Raw genomic sequence first — 25,764 nt, 5'->3', positions numbered from 1 at the left:
CCCGTTTCATAATTAATCCAAAAAACTTCCGTTATTCTTTTGGACGGATGGCCTGAAAGATTAAAATTTATTTATTTTTGTCGGGAGCCGTATTCCAGGCTTTATAAATATCACTTTAAAACAACCTTTTATGATGTTCCTTAATTTCCTGCTCCAGGACAATCCCGTGACCGACACTATCGCTAATACGGCCGTTGATGCAGCCGGGGCAACCGTTGCGGTGACAGAAAAAGTATCTTATCTTGACTTCGTATTGAAAGGCGGTATCATGATTTACCCGTTGATCCTGTTGCTTTTTTTCTGCATATACGTAATTATCGAGCGCTATCTGTCGATTAAGAAACAGACCAAACAGGATGTCATGATGATCAACGACATCCGGATGAACCTGAAAGTGGGCAAGATTGACAACGCATTGATGGTATGCACACGCCAGCCATCGGCATCAGGAAATATATTGCGGAGCGGCATCGCTATTATCGGCCGACCCATAAGCGAAATCGAATCGGTAATGGATAAGACCGCAGAAGTGGAAATCGCGCAGATGGAAAAAGGCCTTGGCTATTTGGGATTGATTTCCGGTATTGCGCCGATCCTTGGATTCATCGGGACGATTTCGGGGGTTATTAAAATCTTCCACACGATTTCAGCCACCGGAAATTTGAATATCCAGACCATTTCGGGCGGACTTTATGAAAAGATGATCAGCTCCGGAGCGGGACTTGTAGTAGGGGTCGTGGCTTATGCAGGATACCATTTGTTTAATATGATGATTGATAATTTCACGCTGAAAGTACAGAAACAGACGCTGGAAGTAATCAATATAATACACGAACCGCAAAATGGGAATTAAGAAAAAAAGACGTTTCCATCCGGAAATCCCGACGTCCTCGATGAGCGACATCATGTTTTTCCTGTTTTTGTTTTTCCTGATCATTTCAACGCTGGCAAATCCGAACGTGATCAAGCTGACATTGCCTAAGGCGAAATCCAACGAAACAACAAACAAGGACCACATCACGCTTTCGGTAACCGAAGACAAGCAGTATTTCCTGAACCAGCAGGCGGTAGCTTTTGAGGAGCTCGAAACGGCTTTGGCGGAGAAGACGAATGCCGCGAACGATAAAACCGTCGTAGTCCGCGTGCCTGCAGACAATAAAGTGCAGGATCTGGTAGACATCATGCAGATCGGGGTGAAGCTGAAGCTGAACTTTGTGATTGCTACCGCAAAATGATGTTAGGATCCAAATCATAATACACCGGGCATGTCCCGGTTTTTTTATTCCCGCAACTCAAATTTTGTAAGAATCAACATAAAAAAGCATAAGGGATACGCGCATGAATGTCTGTACTTTAGCCGCATGCGTATACTTAAAAAAATCCTGATCGCTGTTGCGGCGCTTGCCGTATTGCTGCTCCTTGTCAATAAGGGCGTGAACATTTGGGTGAACAGGAAACTTCCGGAACTGCTTTCTGACAAGAACAAGACAGCCTACCATATTGCATACGACAGTATAAAGATCGATGTCTGGGATGGCAGCATCAAAGTGAAAGGCATACGGCTTACACCCAAGAAAGCAGTGAAGGACACGGTGAATAAGGCTGGAATCTATGCACGGATCGAATCTGTAGAAGTGAAGGATTTCAGCAGTATGGCGGTGCTCTTCAGCAATAAGATCAAGGCCAGAAGCATCACGGTGAACAAACCTGAAATCGTGTTTTACAAAAAAACCGACAATGCGATGAACAGCAGCAAGAGCATCGGCTCAGAAGTAGTGAAACCGTTTGAATCGATTGTTACCGTTTCTGACTTGTACCTGAATCATGGCGATGTGAAGATCATTTATGTGAAGAATAACAAGCCTGTACTGAATGCGGCCAACATCAACATCAAACTGGAAGGCATTACGGTGAGTGACGACATCCTGAAACGTACGATTCCTTTTGATTATAAAACGTATTCATTCAGCTGCGACAGCTTGTATTTTAAGAACAATGCAGTGTATCACATCAAGGCGAAAAATATACAAACCGAAACCAACGGACTCAGCCTGAAGGATTTTGAAATGGTCCCTGAAATGACGCGCAGGCAGTTTGTGGCGTATACGCCAATAGAAAAAGACTTGTACACACTGAAGGCCGCGGGGCTCGACATCCGGAAAATGGATTGGGGTTTTAAAGACGGAAAGCTGTACTTCAGCGCCGATGCTTTGGTTTTGGATAAAGTGAATGCGAACATTTACCGCAGCAAAGAGCCTGTTGACAGGCCTACGCCGACCCATTTATACAACCGCATGCTGCGTGACGTGACATTTCCGTTGCGCGTGGACACGCTGAAGTTAAAGGATTCGGATATCGTGTATGAAGAGGAAATCAGTTTCGAGAAAGGACCCGGGAAAATCAGTTTCAATAAATTCAACCTCACCGCCCTGAACATCAAAAGCGATGAAGGGCACGATAAGATGGCCGATGTAAAAATCAGGATGCATTGCCTTTTCATGAATGCCTCACCCATGAAAGTGGATTGGAACTTCAACGTGTTGGATAAGACCGATGGCTTCAACATCAAAGGAAGTATTTTGAACTTCAACATAAAAAACCTCGTTTCGTTTACAAAGAACTACAGCAACATGATGCAGGAAGGGGTATTTGACGAAGTGTATTTCAACATCAACGGGAATGATATTGAATCAAAAGGCGAGTTTGCTATGAAATACCATGATGTAAAAGTCGCGCTGTATAAAAAGAAGGACCCGAATAAGAAAAACAAGCTGAAAACGGCGATAGCCAATTTACTGGTCAAAAATGATTCCAAGGACAAGGTCAAAAATGTAGCCGTGTCAGTGAAGCGCAACCCGAAAACATCATTTTACAATTTCTTCTGGCTGAATATTCAGGAAGGATTGAAGAAGATCCTGATTTAAAAACCAAAAGGCCTTTCCGAGAAGAAAGGCCTTAAGCATAAAAAATAACTAACTCAATTATTGTTTCAGGAGTTTCATTGTGCTCTCGCGATGATTTGCATCCTGTGCTTTCACAATATAAACCCCTTCATTAAGATCACTGACATCAAAAATGGAAGTGTTCGTAAAATGATCCCTGAACGATTTTACGAGTTGCCCTGTAATGGAATATACCTGTACGGCAGTCGTTTCCGCATTGAGTGTAAAATAACCCGAAGCAGGGTTTGGCGACAGGCTGATAGTTGCCTGCTCCAGACCATCAACATTCAAAAGCCCTTGTTTATTGCCATAAATCCTGAACGAACCCGCAGCGATATTTACAGTCATGGCGGTATTGGAAACATCCATAGAAGAATTGTCCATCAGGTTGTACCAGGTTCCGGTGTACGGGAAATTGGCCGTGACAGCCTGGGCGCTGGAATTGAAATTGGTCAGTATCACGACATTTTTCAATGCCGTTGAAGGCAACGCGTTATCAAAGACATAAATCCTTTGCTTGAGGTTATTTCCGCCATCAGGGCTGATGGTATAGGAACCTTCGAATACAGGCTCGTTGATTTTTAATGAAATCATCCGGGCATAATCGTTGTACAGTTGTGCCCTTTCGGTAACAGAAAGCCAGTTGTTTGTCCATTGCTCCTGTGGTTTGGTTGCCAGTTTACAGTCGCCTGAAGTGGCATCATTATCGGTATTTACGGTACCATTATCACAGGTGAAAATAGAATCGTCGTAACCCAGGTCGGCAAAATGCCAAATCATCTTCGGGCCAGGCACCAGTAACGAGATCGCTGCAACTGACGACATCCTTGTAAAGGTATTGTTAAGATTGTTCAACACCGGAGACGTTCCTGTATTTACGCCATATTTCATCGCGCTATAAACCATGCGTTCCTTATCGTGGCTTTCCGGATAACCCATGACACGTTTGGCGGTAAAGCCATGTGCGGTGTTGCCCATCCTGCTGATGTCGGCACCATTGGCATATCCTTCGATAAGCTGCGTGTATGGGTAAGTCATTTCGCCCCACATCATTACCCCTTTGCTTGGTGTTTCATTGATGCGGTAGTTGGCCCATTGCTGCTCTTCATTATCAGATCCAAGATGTTCAAAAATAGCATAATGGTATGGATCTCCATTCCATGCATTCGGAACATTTGAATTGTCCCCGAACCACGAGTAATCCGCATATTCCTTAAGCACTGCAACGCGGTCTGCCTGGTACGCATTGGTACACGTCTCATCGCTGCCTGAACAGGCCTGCGTAAAACCTTTGGTCAAATCCCAACGGAAACCATCGATTTTATAATCTTTGATCCAATGTTTGATGACCCTTTTCACGTAAGATCTGGTAAAAGCCGAAGCGTGGTTGAAATCATTCCCCACACCATAAGTGTGTTTTGCAAATTCATTGAAATACGGGTTTTCTGCACTTGCATCTCCCCAGCCGTCACCGTCAGGATCTTTCATCCACATGCGCACCATCGGGTTTCGCCCGAAAGCGTGGTTGAGTGCGACATCGAGGATTACCGCAATCCCGTTCTGGTGGCACAGGTCGATGAACTCCTTGAATTTATCCGAAGTTCCATAAAACTTATCCAAAGCCATATGGAACGACGTGTTGTAACCCCAGGACTCATTGCCTTCGAATTCCATGACCGGCATGAGTTCAATGGCGTTAATTTTCAGGTTCTTAAAATAATCGATGCGATTGATTAAAGACTGGAAATTCCTGTTGGCATCGAAATCCCTGATCAAAACTTCATAAACCACCAGGTCTTCCTTTTTAGGCTTCGTAAAATTAGTTACCTGCCAATTGTAAGGTGCCTGTCCGGTCTGCAAAACAGTTACGTCGCGGTTCTGGCCTGCGGGATAGGACGGCATATTTGGATAAGTTGCAGCAGAGATGTAGGGATCGTCATATGGATTTACGACTAAAGTTGAAAATGGATCGGCTGTTTTCACCAGGGAAGGGGAACTTGAAAATGGCGTCATGTCGGCTACCCAATACTGGTAAGTGTAGTTTATGTTTGGGGTAAGCCCTGTTATTTCAAGCCATAATTTTCCGTTGTTGGCAAAATCAGGATCTTTCTTCATCGCATAAGAAGCATTAGGCTGCCAGTTGTTGAAGCTGCCTGCAACATATACGAAATCCTTGCCTGGCGCTGTCAGCACCAATGTAGCCCTTGAGGCATCGGAAGGATTGTAATTGATACCATCTTCCATACCGGCCGGAACCGCTGCGGTGGCTACCCCTGGATTCACTAGTACAGAAAATGTTTTCGTAATCGTCACCGCACCCTGGGTGACCTGCAATTCATAATTCTGGTTTGCGGTGATGTTCGTATGATTAAAGCTGTAGCTTGAAGTTGCCGCATTGGTATTTACCGGCACACCATTTGCAAGCAGTACATAACTTGCGTTTCCATTTCCGTTATTTGCAGTAATCATCAGGCTTCCGCCTGAAGGCAATACTGTAGTGCTGTTTATTGCCGGAGCAGTCAGGTTTACCTGGAAGGCACCTACTTCAGCGGTCATATTCTGGGATTTCTTATCCCCTGTTCCATTCTTTGCTTTCGCTAAAAAACCAATCCTGCCTATACCTACCCTATTGTAATAGGTAGTAGGAGCAAATGTTTTGGTGTAAGTGTCCGTTCCGGCGTTGTAAGTAAACTTGCTCGCTTCACTCGACAAGTCCCAGGTCCCATTGCTTGGACTATCCTGGCTGTTCTGGTCGTTAACATCGAAACACCAGGCCCACATATAAAGATCATGTGTCGTCGAAATGCCCCAGGAAGCTTCGTTAAGGCTGTTTCCGTTGATCGTAATGGTGATGAACGTCGTTTCTTCAAAACTCGAAGGTGTAACAGAATAGGTCAGCGTTTGCATTTGCGCTGTAATCATTCCGGTGAATAAAAGGAATAATGACAGAATATTTTTTTTCATTTGGTAATGTATTTGATTCCGAAAATAGATCTTGTTGTTTCATTTATGCTTCGCATATCTTGCTACATAATAAAAACAATGGCTGAATAAATTCAGCCATTGTAATTTATAAAAGTGTTATTCTACTGTAATGGTTTTAGTATTGGTATCAATCCTGAAAACCCTCGTGTCAGTTGGGCCCATATACCTGAAGTTGCTGTCACCATCGTTTGCATTCTCAAGTTCGCTGTCGATGGTATAACCCTGTCCTACATAGTAAGGGAAATTGTGGCTGTTGCCCCAGTTGCCGTCATTGGTTCCGTCATTCCCTAAGAAAACGCGGAATGTATCATTGTTGCTAAGCCTCAAAGGCACTTCATATACACCGTCAGAAATCAGACCGAATTCTGTCTCAGAATCCCCGGCCCATGACCATCCGCCTGGTGTTGCAGCACCAACGAGCCAGTTTGACGTAGCAGTAGTTGCTCCCTGTGCAAGTGTTACCGTTTTATTGTTTTCGTCTACTTTTAACCTGTAAACCCCAGGTGTTCCTATGAAACGGAAGTTGCTGTCCCCGTCTGCTGCATTAACCAAAGTAGAGCTGATTTTGTAACCTTCTCCTGTGTAGTAAGGATAGTTCCTTCCTGAATCCCAATCCCCTTCTGTGGTAAAAAACCTGAAGGTCTCGTTTGCCAGGGTAACTGTCTGCGTCAAGACGTTGTCATTACAGATAAAGGTTGTAGGATTGTCCCAGTTCCATCCTGAAGCAGGGATACCAGCTCCAACGGCATACTGGTTAAGACATCCGTAAGGCGTTACCAGGTAAGAGATCACGTTTGAATAAACAGGCTCAGCACCAGTTCCAACCGTTGCTTTAATCCTAAGGTTGATTTTGCTTTCTACAAAAGGCGTGGCACCTTTGTTCAAAGCTGCAAGGTTCAGGTCTGCAGAGTTGATGATGATGCTCGTCTGCCCAGGCGTAGCTGTCGGGCCTACGGCATAAGGCGCAGTGAAATCGCCCATATCCTTGTCTACCTCAACAGAATAAGTGATGGCTGTTGGCGTACCATAATCCGGTTCTGACCATGATAAAGATATGCCAGGGTTTGAAGGTGTGGCCTCGTTCAGTATTACAGATCCTCCTTCAGCAGGCGTCAGGATGGTGAACTCAGCATTATCCGGAGTGACCAGCATAAAATTGTCATCATCCTCACATGACGAAAGTCCTGCAAGTAATAAAGTTGCTAAAACGATTCTTAATTTTGTTTTCATAATATCTTTTTTTGTTTTTTAATAATTTGGATTTTGCGTTAAATTCGAATTCGCATTGATGCTTGCGGTCGGAACCGGGAAAACGTTATAATGTGCCGGAATCGCCGATCCTGACCTGCTGTTTCCTTTCCAATCCCAATTATAAACACCGCCTGTATATTGACCGAAACGGATCAGATCCTGCCTGCGGTGTGCTTCCCAATGCAATTCCCTAAGCCTTTCATCAAGGATAAACTGAAGGTTAATGCTTCCGCTGCTGACGGTCTGGCCGTTAGCCCTGGTCCTCAATGCATTTATATAATCAACTGATTGCGTGCTGGCGTTTGTTGTGCCGCTGCCATTTGTAGCACCATCGCGACGCATCTGCGCTTCAGCATACATCAGGTAAACATCTCCGAGTCGGAACAAGGGGAAATCCGTATCTACGAAACCTTTATCCTTACCATTGGCTCCGGTAGAGGTCAGGTTAGAGAATTTGGTGATGATGTAGCCGTTTTTCTTCTCAGCTATATCAACCACATCCATGGTACGGCCGGTTTTGATAAGCGTATTTCTGACATCGTTGTTGAATTCAGCGCCAGCGAATTTCTGCACGAACTGTTTCCTGGTCCTTAAAGCACCGCTCCAGCCATTTACGCCCAATGAAGACCCGTTGTTTTCGATAGAACCAACCTCGCCATTGATGATTACAGTTGTAGGTCCGTAATTTTGGGTGAGCTGGCCGTCAGACTGGATTGTAAAAATCAATTCTTTCTGATAGGCCTCGTTGCTGTCGTTATCCGCATTGAAGTTGTTTTTATAATTGGTCGCAAGGGTATATCCTGCGCCGATGATCTCATCACATTTAGCAAGGCATTCTACATATTTGCTCTGCCCGATATAGACCTCAGCATTCAGGTAAATCTTTGCAAGGATCATCCATGCTACAGCTTTGTCAGCCCTTCCATATTCATTTGTTTTAGGATCCTTCAGGTCTGCATTAATAGCAAGAAGTTCCGATTCAATGAACGTAAACAATTGTTGCCTGTCGTATTGCTGCGGCTTGAATGTTGTGCTGATCGGGTCATTTTCGGTTACAAAAGGAGCTTTTCCGAAAAGGTCCATCAGGTGGTAATAAGCCAATGCCCTTAACAATCTCGCTTCAGCCCTGTAATGCACAATCTCCGCCTTTTCAGCCTCGCTGATATTCCTTGCGGTCAACTTCTCAGCAGAAGATTGCCTGAGGAATTCGTTGGCAAGCGTCACTTCGAAACAAGCCCTTGAGAACATCCCCCTGAAGATCGGGTTGGTCGAACTCCAAGTTACACGGTTAATCTCACTGGTTCCGGGGTCACTTTCGTAAGACCATACCACTTCATCGGTTGTGAGGTCCTGCATATACCAAAGACACCTGCCGTACTGGCTTGTACCTGCATCGAGTCCGGAAATGTTACTTGATCCTGCATCTCCTGATCCTGTCAGGGCAAGGTTGCCGTAAACACCCGCCAATGCCTGCTTGTAAGCACCAGGTTTCATGTAAAATTCATCTGCAACGAATTCATCATCATCCTGGGGCTTTACATCAAGGTCATTGGTGCACGAATTTGCCAGTATCAGCAAACCCGTAAATAAAAATAAGTTTAAATACTTTTTCATCATTCAATTTTTAAAATTTTACATTAGCACCTACCAGTATCGTTCTTGGCCTTGGATAGATTGTGTTGTCGATACCGCCTGTGATTTCAGGATCAAGACCGCTGTATTTTGTTAGCGTAAATACGTTCTGCACACCTGAATAGATTCGCAGCGATGCTTTTCCATCCAGCCATTTCGGGAATGTATATCCTAAAGTTACGTTATCCATTTTCAGGAAAGAGGCATTTTCAATATAGTAATCTGACAACAACGTGGTTTGCTTGTCTTCAAGGACAAAGTTAGAATCGTAAGTAGAACTTGGGATGTTCGTCAACGCTGATGCTGAATCTCCTCTCAGCCTTTGGAATTGTGCGTTGTTTGAATTGATGTTGTTGAATATCCTTCCACCGATATTTGCCCTAAGATTAAAAGAAAAATCGAGGTTTTTATAATTAAACGCCGAAGCAAAGCCAAAAATCACTTTCGGGTCAGCATTCTTATAAATGTAACGGTCGTTGTCGTTGATGATGTTGTCACCGTTGATATCCGCTACAGCGCCCTGGATTGGGTTGTTGTCCGCATCATACAATTGCTTGTAGACATAAAATGAAGAAGGGTTGAAACCTTCGCTATAAATCTGCACGGTGTTTCCTGTTCCTCCTGAAATACCACCGATCTGGATGTTTTCACCACCTAACAAACGGGTGATTTTCCTTTCGTAATGGGTTGCATTGAAGTTCACGTTCCATAAGGTATTGTCGGTTTTCACAATATCTGTGCTGATAGAGAATTCAATCCCCTTTGTAGTAAAGTCACCAATATTCTGGAATCCTGCATTACCAAGGTTGGTCCCATCCGGAACGCGTACATAGGACAAAAGGTCTTTCGATTCTTTGTAGAAAACATCGACTGCACCCCTGATCCTGTTGTTTGCAAACCCATAATCAAGACCTGCGTTGTAAGTCGTGGTTTCTTCCCATTTGATGATGGAATTCTTGAACTGTGCCATACCTATAATGGTAGGTGTTGTGCCAAAAGTATATTGTGATGTCGGCTGTGACAACCTGTAGATGTCAAGGTAGCTGTATGCCGCAGCGATATCCTGCTGTCCTGTCACACCATACCCTAACCTGAGTTTCAAATCGCTGAATACTTTTGAATCTCTAAGGAATGATTCCTCTTTAATTTTCCATGCAAAGGCAGCTCCAGGGAAATTACCCCATTTGTAATCATCACCAAATCTTGATGAACCGTCACGCCTGTATGACAATGTAAACAGGTATTTATTATTGAAGGAGATATTTGACCTTGCAAAAAACCCAATCAATACGATATCAGGGTTGGTTGTAACTTCACTATTGGTCTGGGTGTTGTTATCCCTCAAATCTGAAGAGTTGTAATCTTCGCTTTCAAATTTCTGGTAAGAATAACCACCGGTAACGTCAAAATTCATATTAGTGTAGTCCTTCCTGTATACAAGGTATGCATCAAGAAGCTTATTTTTCCTGTCGCTTGTATATTCAGAATAACTTCCGTGTGAGACGTCATGCCCTGCCGTAGCATCAAAATATACGTTTCCGGCAGCGCTGCTGCTAGGCAAAGAATTCCTTCCTTCACCTGCTGCCTGGTCAAACCCAAGGTTCAAAACAGCCCTTAATTCCGGCAGGAAATGGAACTTATAGTCGAATTCTACATTTCCATAAAACCTGTTTACTTTAGAAACATTGCTTCTTTGCAGCAACAGCGCCACAGGGTTACGTGATGATTTATCGTCCGGCCTGTCGTTGAATCCATCTTTAGTGTATTCGAAAAATCCGTCAAATGGAGATGCTGCGTCATAAACGGGTTGTGTAGGATCAAAATAAATGGCATTTCCTTCCACACCGTCCGCGAACCTGTTTTTCTCACGCGCATAATTCGCGTTCAGGTTAATTTTCAAATGATCATTGAACAAACTTGGATTCATCGATACAGAAGCCGTAGTCCTGTTGAAATCGTTCGTCAAACGCAAACCTTCCTGATAGGTATTACCGATAGAAAGCCTGGTTGGTATCTTTTTGAACAATGAGCCTTTCACAGTAATATTATGGTCTACAAAATCGGTATTCCTGTATATTTCGTCCTGCCAGTCGGTATTTGCTGTCCCCAGTAATGGCACATCGGCCGGCCTGTTATCAGTAATCGCCTTTCTGAACTCAGCCGCACTCAGTACGTCTACTTTATTTACAGCCCGTCCTGAACCATATTGGAAATTGTAGTCTACCGCCAGGGATTTCCCTCCTTTTTTGGTAGTGATGATAATGACACCATTGGAAGCGCGCGAACCGTAAATTGCAGTTGCGGAAGCGTCTTTCAGGATGGTAAAACTATCGATGTCACTTGGGTTGATCGAAGCCAGGATAGAGGTTGATCCTCCTACTGTCGAATTTGAAATCGGCAAACCATCAATAACGATAAGCGGGTCGTTTGAAGCGTTTAATGAAGAACCGCCCCGGATCCTGATTTGAGAACCGGAACCTGCAGCACCACTTGTATTAATGGTTAAACCTGCAACCCGTCCGTTTAACAGATTTTCCGCAGTAACATTCGTTCCCTTATTAAAATCCCTGCTGCTGACAGTGGTCAGGGATCCCGTAGCATCTTTTTTCTTCACGCTACCGTAACCTACCTGAACCACAACTTCCTGTAGTTCATTTGATTGCTCTTCCATAACAACAGATACGGATTTTTGTCCATCATAGTTTTGGACCACCTCCTTATACCCAATGAATGTAAAAACGACTTTGTCGCCGCGCTTTACATTGGATAGGGAGAAATTACCATCCATGTCTGTCGAAGTACCGTTTTGGGTACCCTGGATAATCACACTGACTCCCGGCAACGGCTGTCCTGACGACTGGTCAGTGACTTTACCGTTCAAAGTGCCCTGAGCAAAGGCACTTAGCGGAAGTAGGAGTACTAAAATTAACAACTTAGTGTAAATTGTTTTCATACATTTTGTTTAAGTTAAAATTGAGTTTTTGCTTGGATTTTATTGCTTCGAATGTTAAAAATATGTAAAAAAGACGTTAAAAAAACTTCACCCTGTTTTATTGACTGCCGAAAACGTTTTCGTGTTGAAAACTTTCGTAAATACTTAAATTTTTAAGGTAGAAATTGACATAAGTAAAAATTAAAATTATCTTTATTCACAAAACAATATTTATTCCTCCCGGACATGAAAAGAAAGGTCACCCTGAAACAGATTGCCAAAGAACTTGATGTCTCGATTTCAACAGTCTCCAAATCCCTGCGTGACAGTCCGGAAATCAGTGAGGACACACGCCAGAAAGTCCAGGCTTTTGCCAAGCTATACAACTATAAGCCCAACAATATCGCCTTAAGCCTCAAAAACCGCAAGACCAAGACCATCGGCATCATCATACCGGAAATCGTGCACCACTTTTTCGCGACGGTCATCAGCGGTATCGAGCAGGTGGCCAACGAGCATGGTTACAGCGTTGTGGTCTGCCTTTCCAACGAATCCTTCGACAAGGAAGTCATCAATATGGAAATGCTCGCCAACGGCAGTATTGACGGATTTATCATGTCATTATCAAAAGAGACACAATATAAAGGTGATTTCCACCACATCACCGAAGTGATCAACCAGGGCATGCCTGTGGTGATGTTTGACCGCGTAACCAATGAGGTCCTTTGCGATAAAGTCATCATCGATGATAAGATGGCTGCTTACGAAGCGGTCCAGCATTTGGTGAATATGGGCAAAAAGAAGATTGCGCTGGTCACTACGGTCGATTATGTCAGCGTTGGAAAGCTTCGTACGGATGGCTATACCAAAGCGATTCTGGACAATGAGCTGCCATTCAATGAAAAACTGATCATCAAAATTGAGGATATTGACAATTTTGAATCCCAGATTGCCAAACTTATGGAAAACCGCGCCATTGATGCGGTGCTTGCCGTAAATGAGCTTTTCGCAGTGACAATCATTAAATTGGCAAGTAAAATGGGCTTGAAGGTTCCGGATGACCTTTCTGTCATTGCTTTTACAGACGGGATCATTTCCCAATATTCCACGCCAACTATAAGTACTGTCAGTCAAAACGGCATCAAAATGGGCCAGAAAGCCGCCAAAATGCTCATTGACAGGCTCGAAACCGAAGAAGAGGATGAAGTCGAGGAATTGTACCGCACTGAAGTCATCGAAACCGGGCTTATCGAACGTGAATCTACTAAAGCGTAAGCGATTTATCAACAACAAACCTTCAGTACTACCACGTTATAGCACTGGATTCGCTGCTGAAAAACCAAAAAAACAAGCGGCCCGAAATCAGCCATATAAAAACTTTCATATCTTTACAACCGATTTATCAAAGCTTGCGATTTTTTGCTTCGAAAACAAAAATTAAGTTTTGATAAGCATCACGCTTATCGTATCATCTTTAAATTACGATAATGGAAAAGCGTAAATTAGGTTTCTGGGAAATCTGGAACATGAGTTTCGGGTTCCTTGGGATACAGTTTGGTTTTGCACTGCAAAATGCCAATACCTCCAGGATTTTTGACACCCTCGGTGCTGATGTGGACAAGATCGGCCTTTACTGGCTGGCAGCGCCGCTCACAGGATTGATCATTCAGCCCATCGTTGGTTATTTCTCGGACCGCACCTGGACCCGTCTTGGACGACGGAGGCCTTATTTCCTTGCCGGCGCCATTTTATCTTCGATTGCTTTATTGGTGATGCCCAACTCCCCCACCTTATGGGTCGCGATCGGGACTTTATGGATTATGGATTCCTCGATTAACATTTCAATGGAACCGTTCCGCGCGTTTGTGGGCGACAATTTGCCTGAAAGACAACGTACACTCGGTTTTGCAATGCAAAGTTTCTTCATCGGGCTGGGCGCTGTCGTAGGTTCGGCGTTGCCTTATGTATTCACAAACTGGGTCGGGATTTCGAATACGGCTCCCGAAGGCGTCATTCCTGAATCTGTAAAATGGTCCTTCTATGTTGGCGGGGCAGTTTTCCTGCTTGCGGTGCTCTGGACCGTTTTAAAATCCAAAGAATATGCTCCCGAAGAGCTTGAAGCGTTTGAAGAAGCAAAAAAAGAACATGCTACAAAAGGCCATCACGAACGCATGGCTACGCAAAGTGGCGTTACCGTTACAAGACAGCGTTCCATCGGGGTATTGCTTTTAGTCATCGGAGGTGTTGCTACCGCGTATGTGCACCACATCAATACACAGGTAAATGAAAAAGGGGAAACGAACCAACACAAGGAACTCTACATCCTTTCCATCGGATTGCTGGTCGTCGGCATACTTTTTACACTGGTTTCACAACTCAGGAAACGTGAAGTACGCAACGGTTTTACTGTAATTGTTACTGATTTGCTGAACATGCCAAAAACGATGAAACAACTGGCATGGGTGCAGTTTTTCTCGTGGTTTGCCTTATTTGCCATGTGGATTTACACCACTAAAGCCGTGACAGGGCACGTTTTCAACACTTCAGACACCACGTCAAAGGTGTACAACGATGCCGCAGACTGGGTTTCGATCATGTTTACCGTGTATAATGGCGTGGCCGCTGCCGTGGCGTTCCTTTTACCTGTTTTGGCCAGAAGGACCAGCAACAAATTCACGCACATGCTCGCTTTGATTGCGGGAGGCATCGGTCTGATTTCGGTTTATTTCCTGACGGATAAAGTGGGATTATTACTGGCAATGATAGGTGTGGGAATAGCATGGGCAAGTATTTTATCAATTCCTTATGCGATGCTTTCGGGCGCGCTTCCTTCAGCAAAAATGGGGTACTACATGGGCGTATTCAACTTCTTTGTCGTCATCCCGCAAATCGTGGCCGGAACCATTTTGGGTTTCCTGGTCAACACCTTTTTTAATGATGAGCCTATTTATGCGTTGATTGTCGGCGGATGCTCGATGATCCTCGCCGGCTTGCTTACGCTTGGCGTTTCCACAAACAAAAAGATTGATATTAATGAATAAGAAAGCATTTATTTTTGACCTTGACGGCGTAATCGTCGACACGGCAAAATACCATTACCTCGCCTGGCAGAAGATTGCCGGAGCACTCGGGATTGAATTCACCCCGGAGCACAACGAAGAATTAAAAGGCGTGAGCCGCGTACGTTCTTTAGACATTATTTTAAATCTGGGGAAAATCAATGCTACCCAGGAAGACAAGGACCGCTGGCTGGTCCAGAAAAACGAAGATTACCTCGGCTACCTTGTCCATATGGATGAAAACGAAATACTGCCCGGCGTTTTACCGGTTTTGCAATATTTAAAAGACCAAGGCCAGGCCATCGCCTTAGGCTCAGCAAGCAAAAACGCCCGTCCGATCCTGGAAAAAGTCAACATCATTTCCTACTTCGATGCTATTGTAGACGGGAATGACGTTACCAATGCCAAGCCGGACCCGGAAGTTTTCGTACAGGCTGCCAGGCTATTGAGCATTGACGCTGAAAAAGCGATTGTTTTCGAAGATTCCGTTGCGGGGATCCAGGCAGCCAATATCGCCAACATGACCAGCATCGGGATTGGGGAAGAATCCATTTTACATGAAGCACAATACCTTTTTCCGGATTTCACACATATTGAAACTGATTTCCTGGATATGCTCATTAAAAGATAAACTACAAAGCAAATAAGACCAGCAAGGACCGGTTGTTGCATGACTATAAAAATACAAACAGATGAATCAGGATTATATCAAACCGGACAATTGGTCCATTATAGAGGAAGGATTTGATACAGAAAGTGTAAAATCATCCGAAAGCCTTTTCAGTATCGGCAACGGCGCGATGGGGCAACGCGCCAATTTTGAAGAAACTTATACCAATGAAACGTTTCAGGGAAGCTACATCGCCGGAGTGTATTATCCCGATAAAACCAAAGTGGGCTGGTGGAAAAACGGTTATCCGGAGTATTTCGCCAAAGTCCTCAACGCCCCGAACTGGATCGGCATCAACATCGAAATCAACGGTGAAAACCTGGATTTGAATCGCTGCCAGGCAGTAAAAAACTTCCGCCGTGAACTCAACATGAAGGAAGGCTGGTACCTGCGTACGTTCGAAGCTGTTTTACGAAACGAAACTGAAATTGCTGTAAATGTAAAACGCTTCCTTTCGCTCGATGATGACCAGGCAGGTTACATCAATTATGAAATCGTCCCTCTGAACAAAGCCGCCAAAATTACATTTAAGCCCTATATCGATGCCGGCGTACACAACGAAGACGCAAATTGGGAAGAAAAATTCTGGGAACCATTGCAGGTAAAATCACAAGGCAACGAAGCTTTCGTTACGGCTCGAACGTTCAAGACCCATTTCACCGCGACGACTTTCATGCACAACAGCATTTTTGTTGATGGCAAAAACCAGAATCTTACGCCTGAAAACACCACCCAAAGCGAAGACAAAATCGAATTCGCATACACCGTAAATATCGTCCAGGGACAAAAAACGTCTATTCAAAAAATCGGCGGTTACACCGTTTCGACGAATCACAACGATACCGTTTACGCTGCCGCAGAGGTCATGAAGTCGGTTTCCACTAAAGGTTACGACCAAATGCTGAAAGCACAGGCCGATGCCTGGTCGAAAATCTGGGAAATGTCAGACATCACCATTGACGGCGATGTGAAAGCGCAACAAGGCATCCGTTTCAATATTTTCCAGTTGAACCAAACCTATTCCGGAAAGGATTCACGCCTGAATATCGGCCCGAAAGGTTTCACCGGGGAAAAATACGGCGGTTCCACTTACTGGGACACTGAAGCGTATTGTATTCCTTTTTACATGGCAACAAAAGACCAGCAGGTCGCACGGAATTTACTGACGTATCGTTACAACCAACTTGACAAAGCGATTGAAAACGCTGCCAAATTAGGTTTTAAAAACGGCGCGGCGCTGTACCCTATGGTTACCATGAACGGTGAAGAATGCCACAACGAATGGGAAATCACTTTCGAGGAAATCCACCGCAACGGTGCCATTGCATTCGCGATTTACAACTATCATCGCTTCACGGGCGATTATTCATACATTCCTGAAAAAGGATTGGAAGTGCTGATTGCCATTGCGCGGTTCTGGCACCAACGGGCAACGTATTCTGCGCATAGGGATGCCTATGTCATCCTTGGCGTGACCGGCCCGAATGAATACGAAAACAACGTCAACAACAACTGGTACACGAATTATCTGGCCAAATGGTGTATCGATTACACGGTCGAGCAGATCGAAAAAATAAAATCCGATTATACTGAAGATTACAGCCGCATCATGTCGAAAGTGACGCTCAACGACGCTGAAATCAAGCAATGGAAAGCCGTATCAGGGAATATGTACTTCCCGTATTCGCAAAAACACAACGTCTATTTACAACAGGATGGATTCCTCGATAAGGAACTCGTAAAGGTTTCTGACCTCGACAAATCACAACGCCCGATCAACCAGAAATGGTCCTGGGACAGGATTTTACGTTCGCCTTACATCAAACAGGCCGACGTGTTGCAGGGTTTCTATTTCTTTGAAGATCATTTTTCCAAAGTCGAGCTCGAACGCCATTTCGATTTTTACGAACCGTTTACAGTGCATGAAAGTTCGCTTTCTCCCTGTGTACACTCCATTCAGGCCGCAGTTTTAGGCAAAATGGATATGGCTTACACGTTCTATTTACGGACTTCCCGTCTTGATCTGGATGATTATAATAAGGAAGTCGAAGAAGGCTGCCACATCACCTCAATGGCTGGAACATGGATGAGTATTGTCGAAGGTTTCGGAGGCATGCGCATCAAAAAGGACCAGCTGCATTTTGAACCGAAAATCCCGCAGGGCTGGGACAGTTATTCTTTCAAGATCAACTTCAGGGGACAGGTGCTGAAGGTTTCAGTACACCCGAATGAAACCCGTTTTTCACTCGAAGGCGGCAGGCAACTTAAAGTTTCCGTGAATGACAAAGAAGTTTTGGTAGAACCAAACAGCCTGGTTACCGTTTAAATAATCACAAAAAGGGCCGGGTCTTTCCGGTCCTTTTTTATTGTGTAAGACATGAAAAAACTACTATCGCTCTTATTACTTATTTCCGCGGCAGCATTCGCCCAAATACAAAAAACCGAACCGCCATTCTGGTACGCCGGAATGAAAAACCCATCGCTGCAATTGATGTTTTACGGAGAAAATATCGGGCAATATGTCGTCAGCGTTTCGAACGATGTGACCATTACGGATGTTACGAGAACCGGAAATCCGAACTATATTTTCGTCACCATCGACACCAAAAACATTTCAAAGTCCACCACGCTCACCTTTTCCTTTTCCGAAAAGAGAAAAACCGTTTTCACCAAAAAATACGAAATCCGCGACCGTGAAAAAAATTCGGCATTACGCAAAGGTTTCGATGCCTCAGATGCGATTTACCTGATCATGCCCGACCGTTTTGCCAACGGAAACCCTTCGAATGACAACACCGACAATACCGCTGAAAAAATGGACCGCTCCAAACCATCAGGCCGTCATGGCGGTGATATCAAAGGGATTATCGACCACCTCGATTACATACAATCTACCGGCGCCACCACCGTTTGGAACACACCCTTGTGTGAAGACAACGACCCGCGCGGCTCGTACCACGGCTATGCGCAATCGGATGTTTACAACATCGACCCGCGATACGGAACGAATGAGGATTACCTGAGATTATCTTCTGAACTCCACAAACGCAATATGAAACTGGTTTTGGATTACGTCACGAATCATTGGGGTTCCGAGCATTGGATGATCAAGGATTTACCGACCTACGACTGGATCCATCAATTTCCCGGCTACGGCCAGAGCAATTACCGCATGACCACGCAGTACGACCCGTATCATTCCGAAACCGACAAGAAATATTGTGTCGACGGTTGGTTCGTAAAAACGATGCCCGACCTGAACCAGGCCAATCCGTTGGTGTTGAATTACCTCATCCAAAACGCCATCTGGTGGATTGAATATGCAAATCTAGATGGTTTCCGGGTAGACACGTATTCTTATTGCGACAAGGAAGGTATTTCCAAATGGACCAAAGCCATCACCGACGAATACCCCTATTTCAACATTGTCGGCGAAGTCTGGATGCACGACCAGGCACAGATGGCGTATTGGCAGAAAGACAGTAAAATCGGGGCCATCCAAAACTACAATTCTTATTTGCCGTCTGTCATGGATTTCACATTGCACGATGCCATCAGCGGTGTTTTTAATGAAGACAAGGCTTCCTGGGACAAAGGAATCATTAAGGTGTATGAAAATTTCGTGAACGATTTCCTGTACCCAAACCCGAATTCTATCCTCGTTTTCGCCGAAAACCACGATACACAGCGCATCAGCCATTGGTATCCGGATTTGAATAAGTACAAAATGGCAATGACTTTGGTCGCAACCATCCGCGGCATTCCGCAACTTTATTACGGCTCTGAAATCGGGATGACCGGCGACAAGCACAAAGGCGATGGCGATATCCGGCACGATTTCCCCGGCGGCTGGAACGGCGATGCGAACGATGCATTTTCCCCATCGGGCCGTACGGAAACCCAGAAACAATATTTCGATTTCACCTCAAAATTGTTTAACTGGCGTAAAAGCAAAACCTTGATCCACAACGGGAAAACGATGCAGTTTTTGCCGGAAGAAAACGTATATGTGTATTTCCGTTACAATGACAGTGAATCTGTGATGGTTATCATTAACAATTCCGACCAGAAGAAAACATTCGGCACGGCACGTTTTAAGGAAGGAATGAAAGATTTCAAAACCGGCAAAGACGTTTTGGCCGGAACCGATTTTGATATCACCAAAGAAATTTCAATAGATGCCAAAACATCGTTAATACTCGAATTAAAATAATTTTTTTTCAGGAGCTGATCCCGCTGTCCGCTGTATCTTTTCCCTGCTAAAAAAGCAGGAAAAAGGATGCCGCTTCCATCGGGGCTAAAACACCACATCATGAAAAACCTTTTTTCAATAATCGCGCTTTTCCATTTTACGATTGCCGCCACAGCACAGGATGTCCGCACTTTTAAAAGCTTTAAAAAAACACCAAACGGACTCGAAGTTTCCGTTTCCGATGGGAAATACCTGATCCATTTTTACAATGAATCCATCGTCGAAACCACCTTCCTGCCCACAGGCGAAATTTTTAACCCAGAGTCGCATGCTGTTGTTCTCACGGCACAATCTAAAATCGGTAAGACTTCTGAAAAAAATGGCACGATCACATTATCATCGGCCGGAATAAACGTAGCCATCACAAAATCGCCTTTCCACATTTCGTATTCCTATAAAAACAAACTGCTGCTTTCCGAGAAAAACGGCTATGCCAAAAAATCCGAAACCGGAAATGATGGGAAAACACAGCACTTGGAAACACTCAATTTCAATCTCGATAAGGATGAAGCTTTATACGGCGGCGGGGCACGCGTACTGGGCATGAACCGCCGGGGCCACCGCCTGCAACTGTACAATCGCGCATCGTATGGTTATGAAAGCCGCGCAGAGCTGATGAATTTCACCATGCCATTGGTACTTTCTTCAAAAATTTACGCCGTACATTTTGACAATCCCGCTATCGGCTACCTGGATCTGGACAGCAAAAAAGACAATACTTTAGCTTACGAAACCATTTCAGGAAGGAAAACCTATCAGGTCATTGCAGCCGACAGCTGGCCAAAACTGATGGAAAATTACACCGCATTAACCGGACGACAGCCGTTGCCGCCGCGTTGGGCATTTGGGAATTTCGCGAGCCGTTTCGGGTACCGCGACCAGGAAATGGCAGACAATACCGCAAAACATTTCATTGATGATAAAATCCCGGTCGATGCGATGATTTTCGATTTGTATTGGTTCGGGAAAACCATCAAAGGCACCATGGGTAATCTCGAATTCGACAAGGACAATTTCCCAAATCCTGAAAAAATGATTTCCGGTTTAAAAGACAAAGGCATCAAAACCGTCCTTATCACAGAGCCGTTCATCCTGACCACTTCCTCCAAATGGCAGGAAGCCGTCGATAAAAAAGTACTTGCCACCGATGCAACGGGAACACCATTTACTTACGATTTCTACTTCGGGAATACCGGTTTGGTGGATGTTTTTAAGCCTGACGCAAAAACCTGGTTTTGGGATATTTATAAAAACCTGGGCAAAATGGGCATCGCCGGTGTCTGGGGCGATTTGGGCGAACCAGAAGTTTTCCCATCCGAAGCATTTACCGCAAAAGGAAAAGCCGATGAAGTCCATAACATTTACGGGCACAACTGGGCCAAAATGGTGTTCGAAGGCTATCAAAAAGATTTCCCGAACCAACGTCCGTTTATCCTGATGCGCTCGGGTTATACAGGTTCCCAGCGTTATGGGATGATTCCGTGGAGCGGTGATGTGAGCCGCAGTTGGGGCGGATTGTCAGGCCAGATGGAAATTTCACTCGAAATGGGCATGCAGGGCATGGGGTATATGCATTCCGATCTGGGCGGATTTGCTGGGGATTACAACGACAACGAATTGTACCTGCGTTGGTTGCAATACGGCGTGTTCCAACCGGTTTTCCGTCCGCATGCGCAGGAAGCCGTCGCTTCGGAAGCGGTTTATAAAGACATCATTACGAAAGAAAAAGCGAAAAAAATCATCGAATTGCGGTACCGTCTTTTGCCATACAATTACAATATCGCTTTTGAAAACCATAAAACAGGCATGCCTTTGATGCGTCCATTGCTTTTTGAAGAATCAACGAATGAAAATCTTATTGCAAAAAGCCAGACATACCTTTGGGGCAACGATTTTCTTGTGACGCCGGTTGTGAAATCCGGCGAAAAGGAAACTGTTGTTTATTTCCCGAAAGGGAGTCAATGGTTTGATTTCTTCGACAACCAGGAAAAACATTTGGGCGGTAAAACCGAGACTGTAAAAACTGCTGAGGACCACATTCCCGTTTACGTCCGCGGCGGCGCTTTCATTCCGATGAGCAAAGTCGTACAAAATACCGAAGCCTATTCGCAAACCGATCTGGAAATCCATTATTATTATGATGCAGATGTAAAAAACAGCAAGCTTGAACTCTACCTCGATGACGGTTTAACTCCCGATGCATTTGAAAAAGGAACATATGAAATGCTGACGTTCGCTTCTATAGTTGACAAAAAAGGATTTACAATCAAGATCAATGACCAACCTAACAAAGACTACATTGTTAATAACAAAAAATATCGTATTTTCCTGCATGGCATGACGATATTACCACAAATTTCCGTTGGGGGTAATACCATCAATCCCGATGCAGACGGAGGTCCGTTGCATTTTGACCTTAACATTAATCCCGGAAATACTGAAATCAAAATTCAATTCTGATGAAAAAAATAATCGTTATGGCTTTACTCCTTTTCACGGGTGCCGCTGTCGCACAAAAGCAAAAAACCAAAAAAGCTCCGGCCGAAAAACCATTCATCTGGGAAGGCGCGAACCTGTATTTCCTGATGACCGACCGTTTCTGTAATGGAAATCCGGACAGGCAAACCTATTTCGGACGGGAAAAGAAAACGGGCAAACTGCGTGGTTTTGAAGGCGGCGATCTGCGCGGCATCATCCAGAAAATCGACGAAGGTTATTTTGACAAACTGGGTGTGAATGCCATCTGGTTTACGCCGATCGTCGAACAGATTCACGACGGTGTAGATGAAGGTACTGGCCTGACCTATGGTTTCCACGGATATTGGACACGCGACTGGACAGCACTTGATCCGAATTTCGGCACCAAAAAAGATTTAAAGGAATTGGTCGAAAAAGCGCACGCTCACGGCATCAGGATTTTGCTCGACGGCGTCATCAACCATACCGGGCCGGTGACCGATGTCGATACCGTTTGGCCGGAAGGCTGGGTTCGTACAGGGCCGCAATGTGATTACAAATCGTTTGAAGGCACTACCGCCTGCACTTTGGTCAAAAACCTTCCGGATGTGAAAACCGAAAGCAACGAAGAAGTAGGCATCCCAGATTTCCTTATTGAAAAATGGAAAAATGAAGGCCGTTACGAACAGGAAATGCAGTCACTGGAAGCATTTTTCAAAAGGACAGGATATAAGCGTACGCCGAAAAACTACATCATCAAATGGCTTACCGATTATGTTTCGGAATTCGGGATTGATGGCTACCGCGCCGATACCGTAAAGCATACCGATGAGGGCGTTTGGGCTGATTTTAAGATGCAATGCACTTACGCTTTTGAACTTTGGAAAAAGAAAAATCCTAAGAAAGTATTGGACAATAATGGTTTCTACACGATTGCCGAAGTATACAATTACGGCATCAGCGGTGGGCAGTTGTTTGATTTTGGGGATAGGAAAGTGAATTATTTTGAAAATGGTTTCAACAACATGATCAATTTCGAATTCAAGTGGAATGCCGCGCAATTGGATTATGAAGCATTGTTTTCAAAATATTCCGAAAAACTCCACGGTGAACTGAAGGGTTTCAGCGTCCTGAATTACATTTCGTCACACGATGACGGCGCGCCTTTCGATGCCAAGCGTGAAAAACCTTATGAAAGTGCAATAAAGCTATTGCTTGCTCCCGGCGTTTCGCAAACATATTATGGTGATGAAACTGCGCGTTCACTCGTGATTAAAGGTACTGAAGGCGATGCAACGCTGCGGTCCTTCATGAATTGGGATGACATCAAAACCAATGCTGAAACGCAGAAAATATTGGCACATTGGCAGAAAATCGGGCAGTTCAGGAAAAACCATACTGCTGTGGGTGCTGGCATTCACAAACAGATTTCTGTTTCACCTTATACCTTCAGCAGGACTTTTTCAAATGGAAAATATTCGGATGCCGTGGTGGTTGGCTTAAGCCTTGCAAAAGGAAAAAAGGAAATCCCTGTGGGTAAAATTTTCAAAAACGGAACTAAGGTACGCGATGCTTATTCCGGTAAAAAAGCGACGGTTTCAAACGGCAAAGTGATTATTGATTCCCAATCGGATATTGTTTTGCTCGAAAAGATTTAATTTCGCTGCATACAATGGCCAAAATGAGTAAAATCCTGAAGATTGGACACCGCGGTGCCAAAGGTTATGCCCCTGAAAACACGCTGATAGCTTTTGAAAAAGCGATTTTAATGGGCTGCCAGGGCATCGAACTCGACGTACACCTTTCAGCAGACGGCAACATTTTTGTAATTCACGATCATACGACAGATCGGGTTACCGGGCAAAGTGGGGTTATATCTGCATTGGCTTCTTCCGAATTAAAAGAAATGAGGATTGACGGCGCACACGGCATCCCATTGCTTTCCGAAGTTTTTGATTTGGTTGACCATCGCGCATTGATTAACATAGAACTGAAAGTCGCCGAAGCAGCCGAGCCGGTTTTGCGATTGATTGAAAACTATGTTGCGAATAGCTGGGAATTCCATGAATTCCTGATTTCATCATTTGATTGGACCGCGCTTCAACACGTACGGCAGCTGCATCCGGAAATTCCTATTGGCGTTTTGACAGAAACCGATCTGGAGTTGGCCGCGGCTTTCGCCAAAACCATCAACGCTGAAACCATACATCCGCAATTTCATTTGCTGAACAAGGAAAATACCGAAATTTTACAACAGGATTTCAAGGTTTTTGCATGGACAGCCAATGAAACTGAGGACATTCAAAACCTGAAAATATTTGGCGTAAGTGCCATCATCACCGATTTTCCCGACCGCATATGAACCAGGATTTTGACATCATCATCATCGGTGGCGGCGCTGCCGGCTTTTTTACGGCAATCAATATTGCGGAGAAAAATCCGTTGCTGAAAGTGGCGATTTTAGAGCGCGGGCAGGAAGTATTGACGAAAGTCAGGATTTCAGGCGGAGGGCGCTGCAATGTGACGCATGCGTGTTTCGAACCGAATGAACTCGTGAAGTTTTATCCGCGCGGCGAAAAGGAACTGCGTGGCCCGTTCCACCAATTTGCATCGGGAGATACCATCGCGTGGTTTGAATCGCATGGTGTGGCACTTAAGATTGAAGAGGACGGGCGTATGTTCCCCCTTTCAGACTCATCACAAACCATTATTGACTGTTTTCAGGATGCCGTGCATCAATTAGGCATAAAAGTGTTGACAGGCCAAAGCGTAAGCCAAATCATAAAAAGTGGTAACCATTGGAAAATCGAAACCAAACAGCAAAACTTCTTGTGTGAAAAACTGATCATGGCCACCGGAAGCAATCCTAAAATATGGGAAATGCTCCAGGGATTGGGGCATTCCATCGTACATCCGGTGCCTTCGCTGTTCACTTTCAACATCAAAGATCCGCGGATTAAAGACTTACCGGGCATTTCGGCTATGGTTTCGGTAAAGGTGAAAGATACGAAACTGACTTCCACGGGGCCGCTTTTAATCACCCATTGGGGCATGAGCGGCCCGGCAATCCTGAAGCTTTCCGCCTGGGGTGCAAGGATTTTAGCCGAAAAAAAATATCAGTTTACCATTTTTGTGAATTGGCTCAATGACATCGATTCGGCAGAAGCTGAAAATACCTTACGCAACCTCAAACAAGAGCACGCGAAGAAAACGGTTTCTAAAAAATCGCCCTTTGCCTTCCCTAACCGTTTGTGGGAAAGCATCGTTTTAGCAGCCGGTATACAACTGGAGGCCAAATGGGCCGATCTTTCCAAAATGCAACTTCAGGATTTGGCGTCATCACTTACACAAAGCAGCTTCGAAGTGAAAGGCAAAAGCACCTTTAAGGAGGAATTTGTTACCGCTGGAGGGGTTGACCTGCGTGAAATCAATTTTAAGACCATGGAAAGCAAGCTGCACAACAATTTGTTTTTTGCAGGTGAAATCGTCAATATCGATGCGATCACCGGCGGCTTTAACTTCCAGAATGCCTGGACATCCGGTTATATTGTTGCGTGCAATATGTAGTTATTTATTTACGTTGC

The 25,764-nt window shown here is 44.6% G+C and carries 16 protein-coding genes; 12 read left to right on the top strand and 4 right to left on the bottom strand.

Features of this window, described 5'->3' with window-relative positions; translation table 11 throughout:
* Positions 1-130: 130 nt before the first annotated feature.
* The 3 genes from HYN49_RS05795 (at position 131) to HYN49_RS05785 (ending at position 2,924) form a co-directional block, all read left to right on the top strand.
* Positions 131-853 (top strand): MotA/TolQ/ExbB proton channel family protein, encoded by a 723-nt coding sequence (locus HYN49_RS05795; RefSeq protein ID WP_245892263.1) that lies wholly within the window; start codon positions 131-133, stop codon positions 851-853.
* Positions 843-1,235 carry an ExbD/TolR family protein gene (locus tag HYN49_RS05790; RefSeq protein ID WP_108903239.1) on the top strand — a complete coding sequence of 131 codons (393 nt, stop codon included), beginning with the start codon at positions 843-845 and terminating at the stop codon, positions 1,233-1,235. The genes HYN49_RS05795 and HYN49_RS05790 overlap by 11 nt, the downstream gene beginning before the upstream one ends.
* Positions 1,236-1,361: 126 nt before the next feature.
* Complete coding sequence (locus tag HYN49_RS05785; RefSeq protein WP_108903238.1) at positions 1,362-2,924, top strand: hypothetical protein; 1,563 nt, start codon at positions 1,362-1,364, stop codon at positions 2,922-2,924.
* Positions 2,925-2,981: 57 nt separating this feature from the next.
* Here HYN49_RS05785 and HYN49_RS05780 read toward each other — a convergent pair whose 3' ends face one another.
* The 4 genes from HYN49_RS05780 to HYN49_RS05765 all read right to left on the bottom strand — a co-directional run bounded on the left by HYN49_RS05780 (position 2,982) and on the right by HYN49_RS05765 (position 11,763).
* A complete protein-coding gene (locus tag HYN49_RS05780; RefSeq protein ID WP_108903237.1) occupies positions 2,982-5,906 on the bottom strand; it encodes an alpha-amylase family glycosyl hydrolase in 2,925 nt (974 codons plus the stop codon).
* Positions 5,907-6,023: 117 nt separating this feature from the next.
* On the bottom strand, positions 6,024-7,157 hold the full coding sequence (locus tag HYN49_RS05775; RefSeq protein ID WP_108903236.1) for a SusE domain-containing protein: 1,134 nt from the start codon (positions 7,155-7,157) through the stop codon (positions 6,024-6,026).
* Positions 7,158-7,175: 18 nt separating this feature from the next.
* Positions 7,176-8,792, bottom strand: a complete 1,617-nt coding sequence (locus tag HYN49_RS05770) for a RagB/SusD family nutrient uptake outer membrane protein (RefSeq protein WP_108903235.1) — start codon at positions 8,790-8,792, stop codon at positions 7,176-7,178.
* Positions 8,793-8,802: 10 nt separating this feature from the next.
* Complete coding sequence (locus HYN49_RS05765) at positions 8,803-11,763, bottom strand: SusC/RagA family TonB-linked outer membrane protein (RefSeq protein ID WP_108903234.1); 2,961 nt, start codon at positions 11,761-11,763, stop codon at positions 8,803-8,805.
* 225 nt (positions 11,764-11,988) lie between these two features.
* Here HYN49_RS05765 and HYN49_RS05760 point away from each other — a divergent pair, with 225 nt between their 5' ends.
* The 9 genes from HYN49_RS05760 to HYN49_RS05720 all read left to right on the top strand — a co-directional run bounded on the left by HYN49_RS05760 (position 11,989) and on the right by HYN49_RS05720 (position 25,747).
* Positions 11,989-13,017 (top strand): LacI family DNA-binding transcriptional regulator, encoded by a 1,029-nt coding sequence (locus tag HYN49_RS05760; protein ID WP_108903233.1) that lies wholly within the window; start codon positions 11,989-11,991, stop codon positions 13,015-13,017.
* A gap of 212 nt (positions 13,018-13,229) precedes the next feature.
* Entirely contained in the window at positions 13,230-14,783 is a 1,554-nt protein-coding gene (locus HYN49_RS05755) for an MFS transporter (protein ID WP_108903232.1), read from the top strand.
* Positions 14,776-15,432, top strand: coding sequence for a beta-phosphoglucomutase (gene pgmB, locus HYN49_RS05750; protein WP_108903231.1), 657 nt, complete (start codon positions 14,776-14,778; stop codon positions 15,430-15,432). The genes HYN49_RS05755 and pgmB overlap by 8 nt, the downstream gene beginning before the upstream one ends.
* Before the next feature lie 61 nt (positions 15,433-15,493).
* Positions 15,494-17,797 carry a glycoside hydrolase family 65 protein gene (locus HYN49_RS05745; RefSeq protein ID WP_108903230.1) on the top strand — a complete coding sequence of 768 codons (2,304 nt, stop codon included), beginning with the start codon at positions 15,494-15,496 and terminating at the stop codon, positions 17,795-17,797.
* 51 nt (positions 17,798-17,848) lie between these two features.
* Positions 17,849-19,684, top strand: coding sequence for a glycoside hydrolase family 13 protein (locus HYN49_RS05740; protein WP_108903229.1), 1,836 nt, complete (start codon positions 17,849-17,851; stop codon positions 19,682-19,684).
* Positions 19,685-19,783: 99 nt separating this feature from the next.
* Positions 19,784-22,183 carry a glycoside hydrolase family 31 protein gene (locus HYN49_RS05735; protein WP_108904971.1) on the top strand — a complete coding sequence of 800 codons (2,400 nt, stop codon included), beginning with the start codon at positions 19,784-19,786 and terminating at the stop codon, positions 22,181-22,183.
* Positions 22,183-23,838 (top strand): alpha-amylase family glycosyl hydrolase, encoded by a 1,656-nt coding sequence (locus HYN49_RS05730; protein ID WP_108903228.1) that lies wholly within the window; start codon positions 22,183-22,185, stop codon positions 23,836-23,838. The genes HYN49_RS05735 and HYN49_RS05730 overlap by 1 nt, the downstream gene beginning before the upstream one ends.
* A 23-nt stretch (positions 23,839-23,861) precedes the next feature.
* Positions 23,862-24,542, top strand: a complete 681-nt coding sequence (locus HYN49_RS05725; RefSeq protein ID WP_108904970.1) for a glycerophosphodiester phosphodiesterase — start codon at positions 23,862-23,864, stop codon at positions 24,540-24,542.
* Entirely contained in the window at positions 24,539-25,747 is a 1,209-nt protein-coding gene (locus tag HYN49_RS05720) for a BaiN/RdsA family NAD(P)/FAD-dependent oxidoreductase (protein WP_108903227.1), read from the top strand. Before HYN49_RS05725 ends, HYN49_RS05720 begins: the two co-directional genes overlap by 4 nt.
* Positions 25,748-25,764 lie beyond the last annotated feature (17 nt).

This window comes from Flavobacterium pallidum, from assembly GCF_003097535.1.
GTDB lineage: Bacteria > Bacteroidota > Bacteroidia > Flavobacteriales > Flavobacteriaceae > Flavobacterium > Flavobacterium pallidum.
Note: the sequence above shows the minus strand (reverse complement) of the source record. Positions and strands in the feature narration are given on the sequence as shown.

Coding starts and splice junctions, on each gene's coding strand:
- HYN49_RS05795 (WP_245892263.1), top strand. CDS start 131: ATGATGTTCCTTAATTTCCTGCTCCAGGACAATCCCGTGACCGACACT.
- HYN49_RS05790 (WP_108903239.1), top strand. CDS start 843: ATGGGAATTAAGAAAAAAAGACGTTTCCATCCGGAAATCCCGACGTCC.
- HYN49_RS05785 (WP_108903238.1), top strand. CDS start 1,362: ATGCGTATACTTAAAAAAATCCTGATCGCTGTTGCGGCGCTTGCCGTA.
- HYN49_RS05780 (WP_108903237.1), bottom strand. CDS start 5,906: ATGAAAAAAAATATTCTGTCATTATTCCTTTTATTCACCGGAATGATT.
- HYN49_RS05775 (WP_108903236.1), bottom strand. CDS start 7,157: ATGAAAACAAAATTAAGAATCGTTTTAGCAACTTTATTACTTGCAGGA.
- HYN49_RS05770 (WP_108903235.1), bottom strand. CDS start 8,792: ATGAAAAAGTATTTAAACTTATTTTTATTTACGGGTTTGCTGATACTG.
- HYN49_RS05765 (WP_108903234.1), bottom strand. CDS start 11,763: ATGAAAACAATTTACACTAAGTTGTTAATTTTAGTACTCCTACTTCCG.
- HYN49_RS05760 (WP_108903233.1), top strand. CDS start 11,989: ATGAAAAGAAAGGTCACCCTGAAACAGATTGCCAAAGAACTTGATGTC.
- HYN49_RS05755 (WP_108903232.1), top strand. CDS start 13,230: ATGGAAAAGCGTAAATTAGGTTTCTGGGAAATCTGGAACATGAGTTTC.
- pgmB (WP_108903231.1), top strand. CDS start 14,776: ATGAATAAGAAAGCATTTATTTTTGACCTTGACGGCGTAATCGTCGAC.
- HYN49_RS05745 (WP_108903230.1), top strand. CDS start 15,494: ATGAATCAGGATTATATCAAACCGGACAATTGGTCCATTATAGAGGAA.
- HYN49_RS05740 (WP_108903229.1), top strand. CDS start 17,849: ATGAAAAAACTACTATCGCTCTTATTACTTATTTCCGCGGCAGCATTC.
- HYN49_RS05735 (WP_108904971.1), top strand. CDS start 19,784: ATGAAAAACCTTTTTTCAATAATCGCGCTTTTCCATTTTACGATTGCC.
- HYN49_RS05730 (WP_108903228.1), top strand. CDS start 22,183: ATGAAAAAAATAATCGTTATGGCTTTACTCCTTTTCACGGGTGCCGCT.
- HYN49_RS05725 (WP_108904970.1), top strand. CDS start 23,862: ATGAGTAAAATCCTGAAGATTGGACACCGCGGTGCCAAAGGTTATGCC.
- HYN49_RS05720 (WP_108903227.1), top strand. CDS start 24,539: ATGAACCAGGATTTTGACATCATCATCATCGGTGGCGGCGCTGCCGGC.